This is a genomic window from Ruegeria sp. (genome assembly GCF_965243365.1).
Classification (GTDB): domain Bacteria; phylum Pseudomonadota; class Alphaproteobacteria; order Rhodobacterales; family Rhodobacteraceae; genus Ruegeria.
Map to the genome: position 1 here is coordinate 32,321 of NZ_CBDEUW010000001.1, position 22,935 is coordinate 55,255.

Annotated in this window: 19 protein-coding genes; 7 read left to right on the plus strand and 12 right to left on the minus strand. The window is 55.0% G+C overall.

Annotated features, from left to right (window positions below; translation table 11 throughout):
- Together ACP0GE_RS00205 and gap are read right to left on the minus strand one after the other, a co-directional pair.
- Positions 1-1,932 carry a multiheme c-type cytochrome gene (locus ACP0GE_RS00205; RefSeq protein WP_424829997.1) on the minus strand — a complete coding sequence of 644 codons (1,932 nt, stop codon included), beginning with the start codon at positions 1,930-1,932 and terminating at the stop codon, positions 1-3.
- Positions 1,933-2,220: 288 nt separating this feature from the next.
- Entirely contained in the window at positions 2,221-3,222 is a 1,002-nt protein-coding gene (gene gap / locus ACP0GE_RS00210) for a type I glyceraldehyde-3-phosphate dehydrogenase (protein WP_424829998.1), read from the minus strand.
- A gap of 219 nt (positions 3,223-3,441) precedes the next feature.
- Here gap and ACP0GE_RS00215 point away from each other — a divergent pair, with 219 nt between their 5' ends.
- Positions 3,442-4,200 carry a DeoR/GlpR family DNA-binding transcription regulator gene (locus tag ACP0GE_RS00215; protein ID WP_424829999.1) on the plus strand — a complete coding sequence of 253 codons (759 nt, stop codon included), beginning with the start codon at positions 3,442-3,444 and terminating at the stop codon, positions 4,198-4,200.
- 69 nt (positions 4,201-4,269) lie between these two features.
- Here the strand turns inward: ACP0GE_RS00215 and ACP0GE_RS00220 are convergent, their stop codons facing one another.
- Positions 4,270-5,400, minus strand: coding sequence for a Hint domain-containing protein (locus tag ACP0GE_RS00220; protein ID WP_424830000.1), 1,131 nt, complete (start codon positions 5,398-5,400; stop codon positions 4,270-4,272).
- A 560-nt stretch (positions 5,401-5,960) separates the two neighbouring features.
- Positions 5,961-7,142 (minus strand): ABC transporter substrate-binding protein, encoded by a 1,182-nt coding sequence (locus ACP0GE_RS00225; protein WP_424830001.1) that lies wholly within the window; start codon positions 7,140-7,142, stop codon positions 5,961-5,963.
- A gap of 237 nt (positions 7,143-7,379) precedes the next feature.
- Here ACP0GE_RS00225 and ACP0GE_RS00230 point away from each other — a divergent pair, with 237 nt between their 5' ends.
- On the plus strand, positions 7,380-8,231 hold the full coding sequence (locus ACP0GE_RS00230; RefSeq protein ID WP_424830002.1) for an aminotransferase class IV: 852 nt from the start codon (positions 7,380-7,382) through the stop codon (positions 8,229-8,231).
- A gap of 263 nt (positions 8,232-8,494) precedes the next feature.
- On the opposite strand, the gene ACP0GE_RS00235 is transcribed toward ACP0GE_RS00230, so the two are convergent.
- The 8 genes from ACP0GE_RS00235 to ACP0GE_RS00270 form a co-directional block, all read right to left on the minus strand.
- The gene (locus ACP0GE_RS00235; RefSeq protein ID WP_424830003.1) at positions 8,495-9,805 is read right to left on the minus strand and encodes a branched-chain amino acid ABC transporter permease; all 1,311 of its coding nucleotides are present in this window, start codon (positions 9,803-9,805) and stop codon (positions 8,495-8,497) included.
- Entirely contained in the window at positions 9,802-10,812 is a 1,011-nt protein-coding gene (locus ACP0GE_RS00240) for a branched-chain amino acid ABC transporter permease (protein ID WP_424830004.1), read from the minus strand. The genes ACP0GE_RS00235 and ACP0GE_RS00240 overlap by 4 nt, the downstream gene beginning before the upstream one ends.
- 3 nt (positions 10,813-10,815) lie before the next feature.
- Positions 10,816-11,649, minus strand: coding sequence for an ABC transporter ATP-binding protein (locus ACP0GE_RS00245; RefSeq protein ID WP_424830005.1), 834 nt, complete (start codon positions 11,647-11,649; stop codon positions 10,816-10,818).
- Positions 11,646-12,434, minus strand: a complete 789-nt coding sequence (locus ACP0GE_RS00250; protein WP_424830006.1) for an ABC transporter ATP-binding protein — start codon at positions 12,432-12,434, stop codon at positions 11,646-11,648. The genes ACP0GE_RS00245 and ACP0GE_RS00250 overlap by 4 nt, the downstream gene beginning before the upstream one ends.
- Positions 12,435-12,682: 248 nt before the next feature.
- Entirely contained in the window at positions 12,683-14,077 is a 1,395-nt protein-coding gene (locus tag ACP0GE_RS00255; RefSeq protein ID WP_424830007.1) for a formimidoylglutamate deiminase, read from the minus strand.
- Between the two features lie 13 nt (positions 14,078-14,090).
- The gene (gene hutG, locus ACP0GE_RS00260; protein WP_424830008.1) at positions 14,091-14,897 is read right to left on the minus strand and encodes an N-formylglutamate deformylase; all 807 of its coding nucleotides are present in this window, start codon (positions 14,895-14,897) and stop codon (positions 14,091-14,093) included.
- Positions 14,897-16,144: an imidazolonepropionase gene (hutI, locus tag ACP0GE_RS00265; RefSeq protein WP_424830009.1), complete on the minus strand. Its 1,248-nt coding sequence runs from the start codon at positions 16,142-16,144 to the stop codon at positions 14,897-14,899. The genes hutG and hutI overlap by 1 nt, the downstream gene beginning before the upstream one ends.
- A 16-nt stretch (positions 16,145-16,160) precedes the next feature.
- On the minus strand, positions 16,161-17,879 hold the full coding sequence (locus ACP0GE_RS00270; RefSeq protein WP_424830010.1) for a urocanate hydratase: 1,719 nt from the start codon (positions 17,877-17,879) through the stop codon (positions 16,161-16,163).
- A 200-nt stretch (positions 17,880-18,079) separates the two neighbouring features.
- Between ACP0GE_RS00270 and hutC the strand changes: the two genes are divergently transcribed.
- The 5 genes from hutC to ACP0GE_RS00295 all read left to right on the plus strand — a co-directional run bounded on the left by hutC (position 18,080) and on the right by ACP0GE_RS00295 (position 22,843).
- Positions 18,080-18,841 carry a histidine utilization repressor gene (hutC, locus tag ACP0GE_RS00275; protein WP_424830011.1) on the plus strand — a complete coding sequence of 254 codons (762 nt, stop codon included), beginning with the start codon at positions 18,080-18,082 and terminating at the stop codon, positions 18,839-18,841.
- 62 nt (positions 18,842-18,903) lie between these two features.
- Positions 18,904-20,190 (plus strand): histidinol-phosphate transaminase, encoded by a 1,287-nt coding sequence (hisC, locus tag ACP0GE_RS00280; protein WP_424830012.1) that lies wholly within the window; start codon positions 18,904-18,906, stop codon positions 20,188-20,190.
- Between the two features lie 43 nt (positions 20,191-20,233).
- On the plus strand, positions 20,234-21,883 hold the full coding sequence (locus ACP0GE_RS00285; RefSeq protein ID WP_424830013.1) for an HAL/PAL/TAL family ammonia-lyase: 1,650 nt from the start codon (positions 20,234-20,236) through the stop codon (positions 21,881-21,883).
- Between the two features lie 25 nt (positions 21,884-21,908).
- The gene (locus ACP0GE_RS00290; protein WP_424830014.1) at positions 21,909-22,283 is read left to right on the plus strand and encodes a thioesterase family protein; all 375 of its coding nucleotides are present in this window, start codon (positions 21,909-21,911) and stop codon (positions 22,281-22,283) included.
- A gap of 317 nt (positions 22,284-22,600) precedes the next feature.
- Complete coding sequence (locus tag ACP0GE_RS00295) at positions 22,601-22,843, plus strand: hypothetical protein (RefSeq protein WP_424830015.1); 243 nt, start codon at positions 22,601-22,603, stop codon at positions 22,841-22,843.
- Positions 22,844-22,935: the final 92 nt, after the last annotated feature.

Sequence of the window (22,935 nt, forward strand, 5' to 3'; positions counted from 1 at the left end):
CTATTGCGCAAGGATCGCGGCGCGCAGCTCGGCCAGCACCTGACTGGCCGGCACCCTTTCCAGCGCCTCGTCAAGCACCTGCAATGATGCCGCACGCCCTTCCGTAGCGGCAGTGATCCGGGCCAGCATAACCCATGCGTCTTCGCGCTGGGGGTCCATGCGCACAACCTCTTGAAACGCGCCCTTGGCGGCAGGGAAGTTGCGGAGCGTCAGGGCCATGCCACCCAGTACCAGATGGGTTTCCGGAAAGTCGATCCGCGCCTGCAATGTTTGCTGCCACTCGGCCATCGCCTTCTGCATCTCGGCCTGGACAGGATCAGGAAGACGCGCCGCGGGAAGGGTCAGCATGGCTTTGGCCGCCTCAATCCGGACAGATCGGACCGGATCACTCAGCAACTGACCCACCCGTTGCGCCAGAACCAAGGGCGGTGCATCCTGTTGAACCGCAATTGCCGCCGCCCGCACCAAAGGATCATCATCCGCCAATAAAGGAGCCATCGCCGCCGCCATATCTGCGTCAGCGGCTTGAGATAACAACCAAACAGCCGTCGCTCGGATAAGCCCCGGCTGCGCTTGATCCAATGCCAGAGTACTCAGATCTGATTGCGCGTTCACGGGATCGGCCCGCCCTGCCGCCAACGTGACTCCGTAATGCGACCGAACCGCTGCATCGGGATAGCGCTTGGCGATTTCGGCAGCGGCCCATTCGGCGGTCTGATCTGCGTGGCAGTCCGTGCAGGCATCGGGTGCCCCTGTCGCCGCTGCTAAATCGGGTCTCGGGATGCGGAAACTGTGATCCCTGCGGCCATCGATGCCCATATAGGCGCGTTCGATCATATGACAGCTTTTGCACTGCGCCCCTTCGGAACCTTCCATATGAAAATGGTGGGACGGATCGTCATAGACTTTCAAAGGCAGCGTTTCAAAATCCGGGTTCCCGGCTGGTGAGTGGCACTGCGTGCACACCGTGTTACCTTCGCCCTTCATCCCGGCGCTGTGGGCGTCATGACAGTTCAGACAACCTACACCTTTGGAGTACATTTTGGATTGAAGGAAGGACCCGTAAACATAAACCTCATCCAGAATCTGGCCGTCTGCATGATATAACCCAGGGCGAAGCAAAGACAGGTTATAGGCATCGTGATAGGGCGTTCCCGGCAACGGATTGCCTTCACCAAATGGTTCTCGCCGAGAGTGACAGGTCGCACATTGTTGTATCGTCGCTTCGGTGCCGCGCGTCGAAAAATCCATCGAAAACCCATATCCGGCAGGCGCCGATTGGGAACCCGTGCCCGATGCCTCTGCCCATTCGACGTGGCGTGAACCGGGACCATGACAAGCTTCGCAGCCGACCCCGATCTCGGCCTGCGTTGAGGCATACGACTGCCGGGCTTCATCATACCGCTTTTCAAACCCGGTCGCGTGGCACTCGGCACATCGGGCGTTCCAGTTTTTGTATGGGCCAGTCCAGTGCAACCCGTCATCCGGCGGCAGGCTCTGGTGTGGATACAGGTGGAACCAGCGTTTTCCGGGAACGTCCCAAACGACATCAAAACTCTGTAACCGACCCGACTCGGTTTCGATCAGATATTGCTGAAGCGGCGCGACCCCCGCGACTGAATGCACGGTGTAATTTTTCTTGGTCCCGTCGGCCTCGGTCAACAAAACGCGGTAAGTGCCTTCCGCGATCGAAAATTCATATTGCACCCCGTCATGCTCGAAACGAGTCTCGTCAAAATCGGCCAATATTGTATCTGCGGAAGGGAGTGTCCACGCGAGCGCGTGATGCGACCCACTCCAGACCTCTGCCACATCCTGATGACATGCGGTGCACTGATCCGAACCGGTATATCGGGCCGGATCGTCCTCAGTTTGCGCCGCTATGGACGTCGCCCATAATAACAACACGGGAAAGATCAGGAGATGATTCAAGAGGTCCTCCTGCCAACTAGGGCCCGCCCGATGATCGCTTCGCCCATAAGGGAAATCAAATTTTCGACGGCTTCTTGCGGGCCTGTAGCCATGGGAGATTCAACGCAGATTGAACGAAATTGACCTGAACTGTTGGAAACAGGCCAGGCGCGAAAAAGAGATCAGCGACATTGAACCCGCTGATCAAACCGATTGCAATGCTGGAACGTGATGGTCGGCATAGGCCCAACAAAAAAAGACGCCTTTCCAACAGGAAAGACGCCCCAAACTTCACCAAGTGTGAACCAACTACAGTCGGCCCATCATTGCGCAGGCGGTATCCAGCATGCGATTGGAAAAACCCCACTCGTTGTCATACCAGCTAAGAATGCGAACCATTCCGCCGTCTGTCAGCCGCGTCTGTTGCGTAGCAAAGATCGATGAATGCGGATCATGGTTGAAATCTGTCGAGACCAAAGGTTCATCCGTCACGGCCAACACACCGCGCATCTCGCCCTCTGCCGCTGCCCGGATTGCGTCATTTACTTCCTCAACGGTTACGTCCCGTTTGGGCATAAAGCACAAATCCACCGCCGAGACGTTTGGCGTCGGCACCCGAATGGCCGACCCGTCCAGCTTGCCTTTCAACTGCGGCAGCACTTCGCCCACGGCGCGGGCGGCTCCGGTCGAAGTCGGGATCATCGACATGGCTGCCGCCCGGGCGCGGTAGAGATCCTTGTGCAATGTGTCCAGCGTTGGCTGATCGCCGGTGTAGGAATGAATGGTAGTCATATACCCGGTTTCGATCCCAAAAGTATCATCCAGAACTTTCGCTACCGGGGACAGGCAATTGGTCGTGCAACTTGCGTTCGAAACGACCAGATCCTTGCCGGTCAGGCTTTTGTGGTTCACACCAAACACGATGGTCTTGTCCGCATCAGTGGCAGGCGCGGAAACCAAAACCTTTTTCGAACCGTTTCCAAGATGCTGAATGGCGCTTTCGCGTTTGGTGAACAGGCCGGTGCATTCCAGAGCCACATCCACATCCTGCCAGGCCAGTTTAGACGGATCACGCTCGGCGCTGACGCGAATCTGACGGCCACCGACCAGCATGGTGTTGCCTTCAATCTGAACATCGGCGTTCAGACGACCATGTACACTGTCGTATCTTAACAAGTGAGCATTGGTTTCAACCGGCCCCAAATCGTTGATCGCGACGACCGAGACATCGTTTCTGCCGACTTCAACCAAGGATCTCAGGACACCGCGACCGATGCGACCAAACCCGTTAATGGCTACTTTTACAGTCATTTTCGTCTCTCCCACTTTTCAGCGATGCCTGCCGAAATTGCGTGTCCACACGACTCGCGTAAATTTGTTATCGCTAACAATCACTATTTGACTCAAAAGTCAACACATTCGCACTTCGATCCTGCGCCGTTATGTTCGTTAAAAGAGAAATCGAACATTTCAGCCTTGCGAAAATGTGCGAAATTGAGCAAATTCGAACAATCTACAGGGCAAACGAACATGTTGAGCAGAAATCGGAAGTCGGAAATACTCCAGATCGCACAAAGTGAAGGAACCATTCGGGTCGAAGATCTGGCGCGGCGGTTTAACGTTGCGGAACAGACAATCCGCAGGGATCTGTCACAGCTATCGGACGCAGGGCATCTGGAACGCGTTCACGGTGGTGCAATCCTATCTTCAGGGCTGGGAAACCTTGACTATGTGCAACGCAGGAATAGGAACACGCAGGGCAAAGCGTTAATCGGCCGAGAATGCGCACGCCACGTTCCCAACGGATCAACCGTTTTCATCAATATCGGCACCACTACCGAAGCCGTCGCCCGGGAAATGCTGACCCACACCGATCTGCTTGTGGTTACCAACAGCCTGAATACGGCCAATATCCTTGCCGCCAATCCCAATATCGAGATCGTCGTCGCCGGAGGCTCGCTCCGGCGCACGGACGGGGGATTGCTTGGCAATCTGACTACGCAGGTTGTCGATCTGTTCAAGTTCGACTTCGCGATCATCAGCTGTGCTGGAATAGATGCCGATCTCGATCTGCTGGATTTCGACTTTCAGGAGGTCCGGGCGACCAAGTCGATCATTCGCCAGTCAAAATCGGCTTTTGTGGTGGCCGATAGCTCGAAAATTCTGCGATCTGCCCCGGGGCGGATCGGAAATCTGGGGGATGCCGATACCCTGTTTACGGATGCTCCGCTGCCTGGGGAAATGAGTGCCAGACTGTCCAATCTGGAAACCTCTGTTGTCGTGCCCTAGCATCGATAATGGCTAAGCAGGCAAACGCGTTATTCACCCCACAACAGTTCTGAAGCCAAACACCCGCTGTCAGGCAATTCTTCTGACCGGCTCCTCAGGTTCCGATACAGCCCACGACCCATACGTTTCCAGCAATGGCTTGTGATTTTCCATGTGCCGCACAACAAGTTTCTTTTGCTGCGGCCCATTTGGGATAAGCAACGCGGGTTTTGGCGAATAGTTTGCATTCTTCAAATCTGGAAAGATGGTAAGAATTTCGCGCCGCGCTTCCTCCGAAACTGATTTCAAAGCTTCGGGCCCTGTAAACAGGCTCTCGGTCGGCGCGCCCTCAGCAAAGATAATTTCATGCCGATCAAACATCAGGTGGAAGTACTCTACATCCTCGATCGTTTCATCGACAAACACACCCGGCATCTCGGTCAGTTTTATTGCAGGAACAAGAACTTCGGGAACCCCAAACATGCGATCGACGATCCGTGAAGACACAGTCATGCGATGTTGACGAGAGACGACAAGATCACGTTTCGGAAAACCGTTTCCTAAGGCACCTTGAGTGATCCGGATCGGCACCATCCTAGGATTTCGGCTCAGAGTAGTCTTGCATAGCTTCCGGGAGCCAATCCAACGTACCGGCTGCAATCCCTGACCCTGCGTTACAATCAGATCACCGACCTCAATATCTTCGATTGCCCGTGGTCCAGAGGAAGTTTCAATAAACACACCTTTGGTGAAGCAGACCATCGTCCCATCAAATGAGACATTGTCCACAAAGGCATCAAGGCTGCCTAAATTCCCGGTCGACGTATCGGTTATGCGAATTGTGTAGTCATTTGTGGTGGCCACAAAAGACGTTGAAGAGGTCGTGCCCGCTGTTGTGGCAGTTTGCGAGAAGACGACGTTTCCATCCCCGTCCAGAATTTCGACAAGCACGCTGGCGTCTCCACCGCCGCTGCCGCCACCAGCTTCACCGTAGTCGAAAGAAAACGTAACCGGATCTCCGATTTTGACTCCGGTCACTGTCTGCTCAATCTGACCTCCGGCGTCGCTGCCATTTCGGTTAAACTGAACCCGGTCCTTGTTGACCTGCACCTGATCGTCGTTTGTCTCGGTGACTGTCCAGAGAGCCGGATCCAAACCCGTTCCTGCACCACCATCAGGAGATGTCTGCGAAAAATCTCCGTTTACCACAAACTCAACCACGTTTTTTCTCCTACACTTATTGCGACCGGCAACCGAGTTGACCAGTATTTGCGCGGTGCCGCTGCAGGTCTCGCCCAAGGCCGAGGGGAAAGCCTCAAAGACGACGTTGAGAGTGAGTGACTACCTACAGCGGCACGGCGCAAATACTCACGAAGGTCTTGCACTCCAAGGGGAATTTCTGTCAAATCACATCTTAATTGACCAATCAGTCAAAAAAGTGGCAGGCCTGTTCTTTTTTTCCCTAAAAGCATCGAAGCACATTCTTCGTATGGGAAAACCGAGGATCGAAAACTGGCGAAGGTGCACATAACACATGCCGGATATCGGCAGTCTGCTTTACATCTTTCGCAGACCACAAGCAGGCGAAGAAAGTGGACTTCTATTGCGTGCCATAAAGAGCAGGCCCACCCTGGCAGTAGCAGGAATACAGGGTCACCCGACATCAGAGGTCAACTTATGCGACCGGTGGACGGAAAAGGTATACTCGAATGGGAGGCACCACCTACCTGCAGGGAGTTTACAAGGTAGGTGGTGCCAGAGCGCTGAAAGGCTAATGCCTATCAGCGGATATCAACCTGCTCGTAGTCGCCGCCGTTGATTGTATAGTGCAGGAACGTACCGGACACCTCACCGGGGCCGATCAGTTCGATATTGGTGGCACCAACATAATCAACTTCGCCGCCGTTCTTCAGGATTTCGATCCCCTTGGCGAGCTCACCCGGCAGGATGGGTTCTCCGGGGCCGTTTGCCACTTTCCACATGCTTTCCTTGATGGCTTCCGGAGAGGTTTCGCCAGCAGCCTGGATTGCAAGGGCAATTAGCGCCGCCGCGTCATAACTCTCACGTGTATAAGAAGCTGAACCGTCTACATTGGCCGCTTCTGCAAGGGCAGCAAAAGCATCGGCGCCTTCACCATGCGTCCACGGCACCGCACCAAACGAACCGTCCAGCCCATCACCAAATTCACTGATCAGCGAGTCACCATACATGGCCTCACCCAACAGGAAGGTATCGAAAGCACCTGCATCAAGCGCGGCCTGAATGATGCCACGGCCACCCTGATCGGCGTAGCCGAGAACAACAAGCAGTTCCCCGCCGGCCGAGAACAGGGCGCCAACTTCCGCCGAGTAGTCAGGCTTTCCGTCTTCATGCGAGGCGTTCAGCGTGATCTCGCCGCCTTGCGACGTGAATGCGCTGACGAAACTGTTCGACAGTCCTTTGCCGTAGTCGTTGTTGGTATAGGTAACAGCAACGTTTTTGATACCCTTTTCGACAAGCAGCTCAGCCAGAACTTCGCCTTGGCGGGCATCCGACGTTGCCGTCCGGAAGAACAGGCCATCATCTTCTGCCGTCGATAGCGCCGGCGAGCTGGCCGAAGGTGAAACCAAGGGGATCTTGTTCGGGACGGCCACATTGGCAAGAACAGCACCCGTCACGCCCGAGCAATCCGCGCCAAGGATAGTCACAACGCCATCGGACGTGATCAGCCGTTCGGCTGCAGCAACAGCAGCACCGGCATCGACGCAGGTGGCATCCCCCCTATGCACCGAAATCATGTCACCATCGAACAAACCGCCAGCCGCATTGACTTCGCTAAATGCCAGCTCACTCGAATCCGCCATTGGAGGCACCAGAGATTCAATTGGTCCGGTAAAACTCAAAAGGAGGCCGACTTTGATATCCTCCGCGCTCGCAGCAACGGCACCGCAAATTAAAACCGTTGAGAGCATTAGCTTCTTCATTATTGCCTTCCTCCTCACATTTGTTGGCAGTTATATATACAACTATATACTAAGTCGGTCAATGATTTGCATTGAGCTGTATTCATTGTTCTCATTGTCCCGAATTAGCAATTGACTATAGTTACATAAGCAATAGAGCTGTTGACGCCCGAGCAACGATAAGGCCTAGAGTCGCCTGGCAAATTTACCCACCCTTCAGTCCAAGTGGACGCATATCAACTGACCAAGGAGGAATTCATGCCACGTACAGTTTTTGTGAATGGCGACTTTGTGCGGGAAGATAACGCGATGGTCTCGGTCTTCGATCGTGGTTTCCTCATGGGGGATGCGATTTACGAAGTCACAACCGTGCTCAATGGAAAGTTGATCGAGTTCGACGCGCACATGACCAGGCTGAAACGTTCACTGGATGCTTTGGAGATTCCCTATGTTGTGGACTCAGCCGTACTTCTGGATATTCATCGCAACCTGATTGAAAAAAACGGTATCAAGAATGGTACTGTATACATTCAGGTCAGCCGCGGTGCAGCCGACCGTTCGTTTCATTACCCTGAAGGAATCGAACCGACGGTGGTTGCCTTCACTCAGGATATCGACTGGCTGGCCGCGCCGTTTGTCGAATCTGGTCTCAAGGTTATGTCGCATCCAGACAAGCGCTGGGGCCGTCGCGACATCAAGACCACTCAGCTTCTCTGGGGCAGCATGAGCATGATGGCCGCGAAGCGCGGCGGAGTGGACGACGTTTGGTTCGTTCAGGATGGTGAGGTGACCGAAGGCTCGTTCTGCAACGCATTCATTGTCAAAGACCGGAAGATCATCACACGTGAACTGTCGAACGACATTCTTCATGGCACCATGCGTGCAAGCATTCTGGGGTATGCGCGCCAAAATGGTTTCGAAGTGGAAGAACGCACGTTTTCCATCTCAGAAGCGCAATCGGCCGATGAAGCCTTTGTCACCGCTTCACCTTTGTTTGCGACCGGAGTGGTCGAGATTGACGGCAAGATGATTGGCAACGGAAAACCCGGCGCGGTCACAGTTGAGCTTCGGAAGATCATCCTCGAAGAAAGCCTCAAGACCGGGGTCTGATCCTCTGCAATAACCGACCAAACGGGTTTCAAAACTATGTAACGCCTTCGTCCGCGGACGGAGGCGTTTTCTTTGTGCGCAAAGAGTTCGCCAGAACCCCTCCAGGCTTTAAGCCCATTCAAGCAGACTAAACAACCATCCGAGCGTCCAACATGGATAAGAAGCAGGGATCTGACCGATGATCGACTAACCACTTTCCTTCGATCAAAAAAGCTGGCCCCTTCCAGGAGCCAGCCTGTGCAATTCAATGGTGATACGGTCGATTATCTCTCTGGAATCAGACCTCTGGGACTAAAGCGAAGAACCAGCACCAGGATCAGACCCATTGTGAACAAACGCATATGCGCGATCCCATCCAGAAGGTGCTCCTTTACAATAGAGCCATCCGGCATCCAGGATGTCAGAACGTGCATCAGCCCCGCGCCGATGGGTTCGACCTGCACCCAGAAAAACCAGATAACGATCCCACCCAAAATTGCCCCAAGATTGCTGCCAGAACCGCCAACGATGACCATCACCCAAATCAGGAAGGTAAACCGCAACGGTTGGTACGTACCCGGCGTCAACTGCCCATCCAGTGTCGTCATCATTGCACCGGCCAATCCGCAAACCGCTGAACCCAGAATGAATATCTGAAGGTGCCTTTTGGTGATGTCCTTCCCCATCGCGCGCGCGGCATCTTCATTGTCTCTGATGGCGCGCATCATGCGTCCCCAGGGGCTTTTCAGAGCTCCTTGCGCCAGCGCGAACAGGATGATCAACACGATCAGGAACAGCACCGAATAGGCAAGCTTCACATAAAGCGTCGAAGCTACGACCGGATCCATTCCCAAAGAAGTGGCCGTTTCGGCAAATCTGGGGTTGGCTTGCAGCTCGGCCTCGTAACCGACCATGCCCGGGCGTGGGAGACCGGCGACATTCTTGACGCCTCGGCTTAACCAATCCTCGTTCTTCATTATCGCGATCAGGATTTCCGCAATGCCCAGCGTTGCAATCGCCAGATAATCCGACCGCAGCCCCAGTGTTACCTTACCAATAAACCAGGCCACACCAGCGGCCAGTAAGGCACCAACAGGCCATGACAGCAGAACAGGAAGCCCAAGACCGCCAAGATAGCCGGTAGCGGCGGGATTAACGGCTTCGATGGCTACCACTGCCGGATCATAGATGGACCGGAAGATGAAGAAACCAGCGACAGCGATTGCAGCGACGACCAGCTTCCGAACCAAACCAGGTTGCATCCGGTTGTGTGTCAGAACCGCAGCGACCACGACAGCCACTGCAAAGACCAACGCCAAAAGGACCCTAGGACCGCCCTGAGTCCACGCGTCGGCAACCGGTGACGCAGAGACCAAGACAACGGCAAGCCCGCCGACCGCAACAAATCCCATAATCCCGACATTGAACAAGCCCGCAAAACCCCATTGAAGGTTCACTCCAACCGCCATGATCGCCGAGATCAATCCCATGTTTAGGATCAGCAGCGCCGAGTTCCAGCTTTGAAAGATTCCTGTCCCCAGAAGCAGGAGCGCAACAATCGCAAAGTAGATTGAGTTCTTTTGTGAAGTGCTCATGTCGATTTCCCGTTAAAGAGGCCTGTTGGCTTGATCAGAAGAACAATGACCAGGATGACAAAGCTGACCGCAAATTTGTACTCGGTCGACAGAATCTGCACCAGGCCGGACGGCTCAAGGCTTGTCGGCAACATATAGACCAGCGCCTTCTTCCAGACATAGGTTACCGCGACTTCAGAGAACGCGATGACAAACCCACCGACAATTGCGCCGATCGGACTGCCGATACCGCCGACGATGGCTGCGGCAAACATGGGCAGCAGAAGCTGGAAATAAGTGAATGGCTTGAACGATTTGTCGAGGCCATACAGCACACCGGCAATTGTCGTAAGCGCGGCAACTATGATCCAGGTGTTTCTGACAACGCGATCCGGATCGATACCCGACAAGAGTGCCAGATCCTCGTTATCGGAATACGCCCGCATGGACTTTCCCGCGCGCGTTCTGTTCAGGAACCAGAACAGCAGCGCCACCGCGATGACCGCTGTGATGATGGTCAGGCCTTGCGACATTTTAAAGCTGATACCCTCGGGCAGGCCTGTCGATTCTTTGAAGTCTCTGGCAGAGACCAGGAAACGGGTTCCATCTGCGAAACGCTGATTGTCCGGTCCGATGATAAATCGAACAACCCCATTGGTCATGAACATCACACCGATAGAGACAATCACCAGAATGACCGGATCGGCCTTTTGGGTCCGGTAGAAGCGATAGATGTACTTATCGGCCAACAATACGAGTGCGGCGCAGAAAACGATACCAGCCGGCAGCGCCAAAAGAGCCGTTGGGAGGGGACCCAACGAGACACCCATCGATTGCAACCACCAAGTCACCAGAATGGTGACCATGGTGCCAAAAGCCATCGTGTCGCCATGTGCAAAGTTGGAAAACCGCAGGATCCCATAGACCAGGGTAATCCCAAGCGCCCCGAGGGCAAGCTGGCTTCCATATGCAATGGCAGGAATGAAAACAAAGTTCGTCAGAACCAAAATGCCGTTCAGAACATCCATACCTCAGCCCCCCAGGAACGATTTGCGCACTTCTTCGTCCGCCAGCAGATCCTTTCCGCTGCCGGTGTGGGCATTTCGGCCCTGAACCAGAACATAGCCTTTGTCAGCGATTTCAAGCGCTTGCCGGGCGTTTTGCTCAACCATCAGAATCGGGATGCCCGTTCGCGAGACCTCGATGATCCGGTCAAAAAGTTCGTCCATAACGATCGGAGATACGCCGGCGGTCGGCTCGTCAAGCATAAGCACCTTTGGCTTTGTCATCAGGGCGCGACCAACGGCAACTTGTTGCCGCTGACCCCCGGACAATTCTCCAGCGGCCTGAAATCGCTTGTCCTTGAGGATCGGGAACAGACCGTAAATCTGTTCCATCGTGTCCGAGATATCATCCTCGCGGATGAAGGCCCCCATCTCCAGATTTTCCTCAACCGTCATCGAGGTGAAGATGTTGTTAACCTGAGGGACAAAACCCATCCCCTTTATCACGCGGTCCTGCGGGCTTAATTCGGAAATATCTTCACCATCCAGCGAAACCGATCCGCCGCGCAGATTCAACATGCCAAAAACGGCCTTCATGGCCGTGGACTTTCCCGCGCCGTTCGGGCCGACAATGACCGCGATTTCGCCTTTATCAACCGAGATCGTGCAATCGTGGAGAATATCAGGACCGGTCTTGCCGTATCCTCCGGTCATGTTATCGCCAATCAGAAACGGCCGGTCCGTGACGGGTTTGCTGCTGCCGCTTTTTGGGTGAGCAGGGATAAGTGTTCCCCTGCCCTTGCGGTTTGTGATCGAGGCATCTTTGTTGCCACGCGAGTCATCATAAAAATCGCTTGTCACGCCCCTGCCTCCAACTTGTCTTTGTTCTTGAGGCCAGTGCCCAGATAAGCCTCGATCACGTGCTCATTGTTTTTGATCTCTTCCAGCGTTCCTTCGGCCAGTACTTTCCCTTCGGCCATGCAAATGACCGGATCACAGATTTTTCCGATGAAATCCATGTCATGCTCGATCACAACAAAGGTATAGCCGCGCTCTTCGTTCAGCTGCTTGATAGCGTCAGCAATCGTATAAAGCAGCGTCCGGTTCACACCCGCGCCCACTTCGTCCAGAAACACGATCTTGGCGTCGACCATCATGGTCCGCCCAAGTTCAAGCAGCTTCTTTTGCCCGCCAGACACTTCGCCCGCTTTCAGATCCGCGATATGCGAAATGGTCAGAAATTCCAGAACCTCATCTGCCTTAGCCCGCAGGGCGCGTTCTTCATCAGCAATTCGCTTGCGCCCGAACCAGGTGTTCCAAAGCATCTCGCCAGATTGACCGCCCGGAACCATCATCAGGTTTTCGCGACACGTCATCGAGCTGAACTCGTGGGCAATCTGGAACGTTCTCAGCAGCCCTTTGTGGAAAAGTTCATGGGGTGGCTTTCCGGTGATGTCCTCACCATCCAGAAGAACCTGACCCGATGTCGGCTTATGTACCCCGGCAATGACATTGAATAGCGTAGTCTTTCCTGCGCCATTCGGGCCGATCAAGCCTGTGATCGTCTGCTTGCCAATCTCCAGCGTCGCGCCATCAACCGCGCTGAAGCCCCCAAACTTTTTGTGTATGTCGTCTACGACAATCATGAACTCCTCCCCGAGTTCGCCAGAATTCCGCCGGTTATGCTGATGAACATCAGGGCGAGTGGCCCCGTCATCGCAAATCAGCGGAATTCGATCATTTGTAGTACCTGTTGTCTGTCGCAAAGCGCGGATGCTGTGGTGTTTTTATCCCGCACTTGTACAGTACATTCCTTCTCTCGCAATATTGTATGATGTTGTATAGACAATACGACAGGCTTTGCCGGATTGTCAATGTCCAGACCACACTCACTTCAGCTTGTCAGTCGCTTCATCGCTGCTTGATAATCCTGCCGCACGGTGTCCTGTTGCGGATGGCGACCATCCCTGATGACCCAGTTACCGGCGACCATGACGTCCCGAACCGGGTTCTCTGTTCCGCCCAGCATCCATGCATCCAGTACCGTTCTGGATGTATGCCCAAGGAACACATCCGCATTCGGGTCCAGCATGACCAGATCGGCACGACGTCCCGGCACCAAGGCTCCGCCGCCCTGACGCGATGACAGCTCGCCACCTTTCAAAGCAGTGTCAAAATGAATGCGGCCCGTGTGAACTTCCGCATCGCCATCCGGTTCAGCAATGACGTTACGACGGCGCAATTCCAGGCGCTTGCCGCATTCAAGAATTCTAAGCTCCTCGGAAATACTGGTCGAGTAATGGCTGTCGGTGCCAATACCCCAGTTGCCCCGGGCTTTGTGATATTCCACCAACGGGAAGAAGCCATCGCCCATGGTTGCCTCGGTCAACGGGCAGATTCCAGCCACTGCACCGCTTTTTGCAGAACCGGCGATCTCGGATGCGTCCAGATGCGTGGCATGCACAAGGCACCATTTGTCGTTCAGATCCACATTGTCGATTAGCCACTGAACCGGGCGGGCGCCCAGCCCTGCCTCAACCTCTTCAACTTCATGCGTTGTCTCAGAGACATGGATGTGAATGGGGGCGTCCGGGGCCATTCGATTGAAACCGGCAAGAGTCTCGTGTACCTCGTCCGGTGTGACGGCCCGCAGCGAGTGCAAAGCGACACCGACGTTCAGCGTCCGATTGTCGGCCATGCCCGTGCGCAGATTTTCGATCAGCGCCAGATATTCGTCGACGGTATGCACGAACCTTTTCTGAGTTGGCTCGACCGGCTTATTGATGCCGCCATGCGCATACAATACCGGCAGCATTGTCATTCCCAGACCGGTACGACCAGCGGCGGCAATCAGCCGTTTTGACATTTCGGCCGGGTCGGCGAACTTGGCTCCACCCGGCTGATGATGCACGTAATGAAATTCACAGACAGCCGTCATGCCAAATTTCAGCATTTCCAGATAGACCTGCGCGCCAATCGCCTCATAATCTTCCGGCGTTAGCCGGTCGACCATGCGGTACATTTCCTTACGCCATGTCCAAAGGTTGTCTTCTGCTAGGGCACCCGTGACAAATTCGGTCCGCCCGGCCAAAGCCCGTTGAAAGGCGTGGGAGTGCAGGTTTGAAAGGCCCGGAACGCCGTAACCCGAAAGGCTTTCAACTTCCTTGCCCTGAGGCCGATCACCAGAGACCGATACGATCTTTCCGGCCTGATCCACTTCAACATAGCCCGGTGAAAGCCATCCATCAGGCTGGTGGAGATGTTCAACTTCGTAGGTTTTCGTGGACATTTGACTAACCGTTTTAGTTTTTTGTGAATTGGCCTGAGCGAGCGGCGGTTTCCAGTGACGCAAGGAGCGCTGCCAATGTCTGCCGCAGTGGCGCAGCCACAGTTGAGTTGTATTCCCAGGGCGCTTTTTCAGCGCTCAGATAGGCACGCTGCGCCAGTTCCATCTGGATCGTATGAACGTTGTGTTCGGGGTTTGCATAGTGCCGGGTTGTCCAGCCGCCCTTGAACCGACCGTTCACCACAAAGCTCTCGCCGCTATCACGGCACGCCTCGGTGACGATACGCTCAATCGCCGGATCGCAAGTCGTGCCGACATTGGTTCCAATGGAGTAAACGGGCAGAAGACCTTCGAACAGAAACGGGATCTCTGATCGAATTGAGTGGCAGTCATACAGGATTGCAACCCCGTGTTTGGCCTTAACCCGCTCGATCTGATCGGCCAGCGCCTGATGATAGGGGCGGTGATACCCGTCACGGCGTTCCGCGATTTCGTCCGCGTTGGGCTCCTGACCTTCGCGCCAGATCGGCTGGCCGTCAAAATCCGTTACAGGACACAGATTGGTTGTGTTCTGGCCGGGGTACAGTGACTGCCCCTCGGGGTCGCGGTTGGCGTCAATCAGATAGCGATGGAAGTTTGCCTTAACCACCGTCGCCGACGGCAAAAGCCCGTCATACAAACGGTCGATATGCCAGTCTGTATCGGCCAGCTCTTGCCCGCGCGATGTCAAACGGTCAGCTATGCCGTCAGGCAGCCACGTTCCAACATGCGGCTGCCCAAGAATGATCGGGCTGTCGCCCTCGATCACCTCAAAGGGCGGCATTAGCTGACCGCCCCGGCATCATATACAACTTTGCCATCTTTCAGCACCTTGGAGGCCTGCCCGCGACCAAGCCGATAGGCCATGTCTTCATAACGCTCATACGGGAAGATCGCGATGTCAGCCTTTTTGCCGGGTTCAAGCGAACCCAGACTGTCTTCACGACACACCGACATAGCGGCGTGAAGCGTACCGGCGCGAATGGCTTCGGCTGGGCTGAACTTGTACAGACGGCACGCCAACTGAATTACGAACGGCATGGATTCCAGCCAGCAGCCGGGGCACATGTCGGTCGCCAGCGCCAAAGTGACTCCGGCATCCAGCATGGCGCGAGAGTTGAATGGCTTGGTGTGGCCAACGGCGAAATCGAGCGCAGGCATGACTACGCCAACGACACCTGCCTCGCGCAATTTGGCGTATTCTTCCGGGGCGGTGTAGTTCAGGTGGTCGGCGGAAACGGCACCCATTTCAGCAGCGAGTGTTGAGCCGCCGATATGCGAATAAGCATCGGTGTGAATCTTGATCTTCAGGCCGTGCTGTTCGCCGACTTCCAGGATCTTGCGGCTTTCTTCGACGGTGTAGTAGCCATCATCGCAGTACACGTCGTTAAATTCGGCCAGCTTGCGGCGCCCGACCTCTGGGATCATCTCGGTCAGGATCTCTTCGATATACGCCTCGCGATCCTTGTCATCGGGGAACTCATGCGCACCGAGGAAGGTTGAGATGATATCGATTGAATGGTGCTCGTTCAGATCTTGGTTGACCTCGAGCATCTTGATTTCGGTCTCGGTGTTGAGACCGTAGCCGCTTTTGCTTTCCACGGTTGTGGTGCCAAAAGCCAGCATATAGTCCAGCCGCTCTTTTGCGCTTTCGAACAGCTGTTCCTTACTGGCTTCGCGCATCATACGAGCAGTGGCGGAAATCCCGACAGGAATGCCCATCGCGCGGACTTCATCTGCCGTCGCGCCGCGAACCTTCTGGGCGTATTCTTCAACCCGGGATTTGTGAAAAACCAGGTGCGTGTGGCAGTCGACGAAACCGGGCATCACCATTTCGCCATTGGCGTCAATGCGTTCAGCTTCACTCAAATCGAACTGCGCAGCAATTTCTTCAGGGGTGCCGGTGGCGGCGATCGTGTCTCCACTGATCGCCACTACCGTGTTCTTGGACGCTCCGACAAGATCAGGCGCGTCTTTTGCACAGGTCAGGACTTGGCCTGTATTTTCAATAAGTGCGGTAATTCTGGTCATGTCGGAGCTCTTCTACTTACGAGTTTTTCTTACGAGGTGCGCCGGAATCATCCGGACCGAAGGTTGCAGTGGGTTCCCACCACAGCGGTACCGAAACACCGTCTTTCTCGAAACGATCAGCCGCGGTTTTGCGCGCGATGTCGTAACCAGCCTGTGCGTGACGCACAACACCGATACCACTGTCAGTGGTCAGCGATGCGGACAGACGCAGGTCAGATTCTGCGGTACCATCGGCGATCATGGTCACGCCGGTGTGCACAGCTTCACCCATCGAGTAGTTTTCCTGGATAGCAACCAGGTCAGCACCCGCAGCAACGTTCAGCAGAGCGTTCAGGTAAGGCCAGTCAGAGATCAGGTCCGAACCATCCTTCATCCGCTCGGATTCGAAGGTCGGGTTCACGATCGAACCGGAGTCCAGGTTGTCGCGCGAGAAGCCGACAGGACCTTTCAGTTCGCCAGTGCGGACCATTTCGTTCACGCGCATGCCGAAGGCTTTACGCTGACCGAAGCCCAGATAGCAGATACGTGCCGGCAGACCTTCGATCGGCAGGTGCTTACGCGCCTTCTTGATCCAGCCAACAACCAGCTCGTCGTCCGCGAACATCTCTTCGATCAGGTCGTCCAGTTTGGCCAGATCTTCCGGATCACGCGACAGGCAGGTCCAGCGGAACGGACCACGGCCTTCGCAGAACAGCGGACGGATGTAAGCAGCCACGAAGCCAGGCAGCTTCATTGCTTCTTCAACGTCCATGCCGGCGTCACGCGCTTCTTTGCGCAGCGAGTTACCGTATTCGAAGACCTGTACGCCACGATCGTAGAAGCGGTTCAGGGTTTCCAGGTGCTCGATCATCGAAGCGCCTGCACGCTTGAAGTACTCGTCGCGGTCGTTCTTACGCAGATCGCGCGCTTCTTCGACAGTCATGCCAACCGGGATGTACGAAATCGGGTCGTGCGCCGGTGTCATGTCGGTGATGATGTCGGGCATGAAGCCGGTTTCTTCGGCCTTCTTCAGCACGTCAACAGCGTTACCCATCAGAGCGATACCCAGCGGGCGCTTCTCGGCGGCTGCTTCTTTTGCCAGACGAACGGCTTCGTCGAAGTCTTCCACGATCACGTCGCAGAAACCAACTTCTTTACGGTGGTTGACAACGTCACGGTCAACGTCGGCACAGATGCAGACACCGCCCAGCATTGTCATGGCACGCGGCTGGTTGCCGCCCATGCCGCCCATGCCTGCAGTCAGCAGGATGCGGCCGCGCAGGTCGCCATCAAACTTCTGGTCACCGATTGCAACCAGAGTCTGGAAAGTGCCCTGGATAACGCCCTGTGTACCGATGTACTCCCACGGTGCCGCTGTATAGTTGGCATACATGGTCAGGTTCTTGTCCTGCAGATCGTAGAAGATCGGCCAGGTGGCTTTCATGATGTTGGTGGTCGCCATGACGACGCGCGGTGCCAGCTTGTTGGTCGGGAAGATCGCAACAGGCATACCGGACTGAACAACCAGAGTCTGGTCATCTTCCAGCTCTTGCAGCGCATCAACGATGGCGTGGTAGCTTTCCCAGTTACGGGCGCATTTGCCAATACCGCCGTAGATCACCAGCTCTTCGGGGTGCTCGGCGTTTTCCATGTTGTTTTCCAGCATCCGCAGGATGCTTTCCTGCTTCCAGCCTTTACAGCGCAGGTTGTTGCCGCCCTGGGCGCGAACTTCATAGAGGATTTCTGGTTTGCTCACAGCAGTCTCCTTTTTTGATAAGCCAAGTTTTAGCTTGGTAAGGGTATAGCTTATATATACAACCTCATACAAGCGAGGTTCTTGGAGAGTCAAGCGAGAAAATGTCCGGCTGCAAGAAACGCCATTATGATAAAGCAGTGTTGACTGTACATCTTTTCGACTATGGTACGGCAAGCAAAGAAGAAACGAAGGTTTAGGTTATGAAAAAGAAGGCAATTGAAAGGCAGGTTATTCACCCCCGGGGCAAGGGGGATATTGGGCTTCCGCTCGGCCAGCAGCTACGGCGGTACATATTGGGAATGATCGAATCCGGGGAGTGGGCAGAGGGTGACAGAATCCCCTCCGAGCCCAAACTGGTCGAGCAATTCGGTATCTCTCGGATGACGGCGCACATCGCCCTGCGGGACCTGGCCGCCGAGGGCCACCTTGTCCGCCGCCAGGGAACCGGTACGTTTGTTGCCCCCAAACCCAGCCAATCGACATTTATGCAGCTGCGAAATATCAAGGACGAGATTGAGGAGCGCGGCAGCCAACATACAACCGAGGTTCTGTCGCTTCATGCTATAGATTGTGAGCTTGGATTAGCGACAGAGCTTGACGTAATACCCGGAACAAAGCTTTTTCACTCGGTCATTGTCCACTATGAAAACGGTGAACCGATCCAGCTTGAAGACAGGTACGTCAACCCAAGCTTTGCACCATCCTATCTGGAACAGGCCTTTGAGGATAAAACCCCAAACGACTATCTGATGAGCTGCGGACCCCTTACCGAGGTCGAGCATATTATTCAGGCAATTCCCGCCGATAAAAACACAAGCCAGCTTCTGAAAGTGTCAGAAGGAGATGCGATACTATTGATTCGACGCCGCACATGGTCGGACAATGTTATTGTTACCAGCGCCCGCCTTAGGCATCCGGGATCGCGGTTCAGTCTGGCCGGACGGATGTCCAGCACAAACTGACCAAGCTGACAGAATCGGCGGACGCGCGACACGCCCTATAGTTGCATCTTGCCATATCAGGCGTGCGCGTTGCCCATGCAATATCTGCATCCGAAGGTATCGCCACAGTATTTTCCGGTAATCTGCCCTTGACACGGCCAAGGAAATCACGTTGCCTATACAAGTTCGATCAAGTGGTGGAATCGCACGAACTGCGGATAGTGCAGGTTGAAGCCATACACCAGGATCACAGGCATTGCTTTTTTACGACGTCGGAGAAGTTTGAAGTGCGCAGCGCGGAACAACAATCTTTGCAATCAAGTTCTCGGCTGAGAAATCTGCCCGGCTATGGACGCGGCAGAATTGCAAGCTTCCCCGCTGGCACAGCCCGGCTGGGTTCGAATGAGAATTCAATTCCCCCTTCCGAGCAAACTGTGGAGCAAGCCTCCAACGCTCTGACGGAACTTAACCGGTATCCAGACCTTCGCGGAGAAAGCCTTTCGGCGGCTCTGGCCGAGCTTCACGGCCTCCGGATTGAAAACGTTGCGGTATCTGCGGGTTCAGTCGTCATGCTTGACCTGCTTGTCCGCGCATATTGCGATGCTGGGGACGACGTGCTCACCGCATGGCCTTCTTATGAGGCCTATCCAATCATCGCAGGCGGGCAAGGATGCAGCCTGACTAAAATACCACTCACGCAAGAACAAGGCGTTGACCTCGACGCCATCGTCGCGTCGATCTCTGATCGCACGCGGATCGTGCTGATCTGCAATCCGAACAATCCTACGGGCACAGCCGTCAGCCTGCAGGAAATCGATCGCATCCTGAACGAAATCCCAAAGGACAGGCTCGTTATTCTGGACGAAGCCTATGCAGAGTATAATCCGTCCCGGCTCTCCGACATAAGCAATGCGCTTGCCGAGCATTCAAATCTGGCGGTTCTGCGCACATTCTCAAAGGCTTATGGCCTTGCCGGGATGCGGATCGGCTACTGTCTGGCCTCTTCAGATATCATCGACGCTGTACAAGCGCTGCAGCCTCCGTTCCCGCTGCCAACACCCGCCCTGACGGCGGCGATCAGTGCAGTTGGCGAACAACAATCGCTGGCGGAGCACATCGCGTCAAACGAGGTCGAACGCCGCAGATTGACAGACGAACTCAGAGCAATCGGATTGTCTGTCGCGGACTCATACGCCAACTTCGTGTTTCTTCCCTTGGGCGAAGAATCTCAGGCGTTTTCAAATGCCCTGAGCCAAGATGGGATTGTCACGCGGTGCTTTCCCGGCGACGGGGTCAGAATAACCATAGCCACTTCGGAGGATTCGATGCGCGTCATCGAAGCCGCCGGTCGTTGGTTCAACAGTAAATAACCATTTCCGTTCCCATTCGGATACGCAAAGTCAGGAAATACAAATGAACACGCACGTTGCACTCGGAACAAAGCCGCTCACCCTGCATGAGCTCAAATGTGTCGCTCAGGATGGCGCCAAAGTCACCCTTAGCGATGAAGCCCGCAAAATCATGGCACCCAGCGAGGCATGGGTCGCCGGAATTTCGGAACAAATGGACCGTGGCGAGCCCGCGCAGGCAATCTACTCGATTAACACCGGTTTTGGGTCGCTTTCCGGCCGCGAGGCTTTCAAGACAGCGGCGCAGGCCCGCGATCTGTCCCGCCGGCTCGTCATTTCCAACGCTGCGGGTGTTGGGCGCCTGTTCCCCGAAGAAATCGTACGCGCTGCGATGCTGATTCGCGCTGCCAGCCTGATCAAGGGCTACTCGGCAGCACGTCCGGTTGTGGTCGAAACGATTGTTGAGATGCTCAATAAAGGCGTCATCCCTGCGGTGCCCGAATACGGTTCGCTCGGGGCCAGCGGCGACCTGATTCCGTTGGCTCATATGGCGCTGGTCATGTCACGGGCGGAAGAAGGCGAAAAGGAAATCGACAGCGGGCAGGCTTTCTATAACGGCGAACTGATGTCCGGTGTTGCTGCAATGGAAAAAGCGGGCATTGAACGCATCGTCCTTGGTGCCAAGGAAGGGCTGGCGCTGCTGAACGGGACGTCCTTCTCAACCTCCCAGACAGCAATCGCCCTGTCCGATGCCAAAACACTTCTTGCCACTGCGGAATTTGCTGCGGCCATGTCGATCGAAGCGCTCATGGGCTTTGGCGACGCCTTCATCCCCGAACTGCATGAGGCGCGCGGACAGCCGGGCCAAATCGCAACCGCGGCGGCCATTCGGGCGGCGCTGAAAGGCAGCACGCTGATTGATGGCGGATCCGAACGGGACCCCGAGCGTCAACCCCCTCAGGATGCCTATTCATTACGTTGCACCCCGCAGGTTCTGGGCCCTGTTCGCGACACGCTTGAATTTGTCGAGGGCATTGTCGAACGCGAAATCAACGCGGCAACCGACAACCCGCTGATCTTTGCGGATGGCCTGCCCAAACGGAGCTTGAAAGCAGTTTCCGGCGGCAACTTCCACGCGGAGTACATCGCGTTTGCCGCAGACTTCCTGTCGATTGCGGTCACTGAGATCGGCAACATCGCCGAGCGCCGTTTGTTCCGCTTGAATGACGGCACCCTTAATCGTGGATTGCCCGATATGCTGGTCGACAGTGAATATGTCGGTATGGATTGCGGCTATATGCTGCCGCAGTATCTGGCGGCCGCGCTGGTGTCGGATTGTAAGACACTTGCACACCCCGACAGCGTGGACTCGATCCCGACCTGCTCGAACCAGGAAGATCACGTATCCATGGCCAACAATGCCGGACGTCACGCCAAGCAGATCGTTACGAATATTCAGAACGTCGTTGGCATCGAAGTACTGATGGCTGCTCAGGCATTAGAACTGCGGATGGCGGAACAAGGGATTGATGAATCTGCCTTGTCGCATGTCAGCCGTTCGGTGCTGAAGATGCTGCGCGCGCAACCCGCAACGGACGGGCGCCCGATCGATCACCTCAAGCAGGACGTGGTCATGTACCCGCGCATGCAGGCAGCCACAGAGCTGGTAAAATCCGGCGCAGTGTTGAATGCTGCCAACGCGGCGCTGCAATAAGCGCCGCCCAAATGCAGGGGTAAGAATGCATAAATTGAGGCCAGGAGTAAGCCAAACACTATCTCTGACGGTTACGCCAGAATACACCGCTCATGCCATGGGCAATACTGGTGTGCACGTTCTGGGAACACCGGCAATCGTCTTGAAGATGGAAGATGTTTCAAGCCGTATCCTGGCCTCATATCTCGAACCCGGCGAAACATCTGTCGGCACTATCGTCAACATCCAGCATATTGGTCCGGCCAAAACCGGCGATCTGGTTGTTTTCCGCTCCTTCGTTACATCCGTCGAACGGAACCGCGTGCAATTCCACTGCACGGCAGAGGCCGAAAACGGCCAGGTCCTTGCGCATGGAACGCATGAACGCGCAGTTATTCTGACTGAGCGTGTAGATCCCTGAGCTTCTTGAAAGTCGGGAGAGTTGCAGATTCTTAACGAAATGCACGGCCCCAACGAAAACTCTCCCGGCTGCAGAACTATATCCCGTTCAAATTATCGCACCCCACCCTGGAAGAACGGAATTGGTAGTACGACCGAGATACTGAACTGACCGGACAGAGAAGCCATGGACGGCTTCGCCATCCGGGCAGCCATAACTCCAATCCGACGGGCGGCAGAGTTCTCGACTTCGACGACAATCGGATTGAGCTCTCGGGGAACGAATCGTTTGCGTTTGGCCCGAGTGAAATCCCATATGGAACCCCAGGCGACTCGTTCGTGAAGGCTGTGGATTTGATGGCGCAAGGTGATCGGACAGCCATCTCTCATTGTAAGGTCGTCAACACCTCCGAACGTGCGCAGGGTGCCAACGAACTGACACTCATGCAGCCATTTACCGATCAGATTAAAGTGTCTGTTTCGGGATCGACAATTTCTTTTAATACTCTGGATATATTACTTATTTTCGGATATAAGAAAATTAATATACTATCAGATACACGCTGTTTTCTGGCAGCCTGACTGCTTCGCCGGGAAGCGGGTTCGCTTGCGCTCCCGCCTCCGGTGAACAACACGCCATTCTAAAGATCAAAATATTGGACTTTGGTTGCATG

What these genes read in the sequence shown, in the direction of transcription:
- gap (WP_424829998.1), bottom strand. Translation starts at nt 3,222, where the DNA reads ATGACTGTAAAAGTAGCCATTAACGGGTTTGGTCGCATCGGTCGCGGT.
- ACP0GE_RS00215 (WP_424829999.1), top strand. Translation starts at nt 3,442, where the DNA reads ATGTTGAGCAGAAATCGGAAGTCGGAAATACTCCAGATCGCACAAAGT.
- ACP0GE_RS00225 (WP_424830001.1), bottom strand. Translation starts at nt 7,142, where the DNA reads ATGAAGAAGCTAATGCTCTCAACGGTTTTAATTTGCGGTGCCGTTGCT.
- ACP0GE_RS00230 (WP_424830002.1), top strand. Translation starts at nt 7,380, where the DNA reads ATGCCACGTACAGTTTTTGTGAATGGCGACTTTGTGCGGGAAGATAAC.
- ACP0GE_RS00235 (WP_424830003.1), bottom strand. Translation starts at nt 9,805, where the DNA reads ATGAGCACTTCACAAAAGAACTCAATCTACTTTGCGATTGTTGCGCTC.
- ACP0GE_RS00240 (WP_424830004.1), bottom strand. Translation starts at nt 10,812, where the DNA reads ATGGATGTTCTGAACGGCATTTTGGTTCTGACGAACTTTGTTTTCATT.
- ACP0GE_RS00250 (WP_424830006.1), bottom strand. Translation starts at nt 12,434, where the DNA reads ATGATTGTCGTAGACGACATACACAAAAAGTTTGGGGGCTTCAGCGCG.
- ACP0GE_RS00255 (WP_424830007.1), bottom strand. Translation starts at nt 14,077, where the DNA reads ATGTCCACGAAAACCTACGAAGTTGAACATCTCCACCAGCCTGATGGA.
- hutG (WP_424830008.1), bottom strand. Translation starts at nt 14,897, where the DNA reads ATGCCGCCCTTTGAGGTGATCGAGGGCGACAGCCCGATCATTCTTGGG.
- hutI (WP_424830009.1), bottom strand. Translation starts at nt 16,144, where the DNA reads ATGACCAGAATTACCGCACTTATTGAAAATACAGGCCAAGTCCTGACC.
- hutC (WP_424830011.1), top strand. Translation starts at nt 18,080, where the DNA reads ATGAAAAAGAAGGCAATTGAAAGGCAGGTTATTCACCCCCGGGGCAAG.
- ACP0GE_RS00285 (WP_424830013.1), top strand. Translation starts at nt 20,234, where the DNA reads ATGAACACGCACGTTGCACTCGGAACAAAGCCGCTCACCCTGCATGAG.
- ACP0GE_RS00290 (WP_424830014.1), top strand. Translation starts at nt 21,909, where the DNA reads ATGCATAAATTGAGGCCAGGAGTAAGCCAAACACTATCTCTGACGGTT.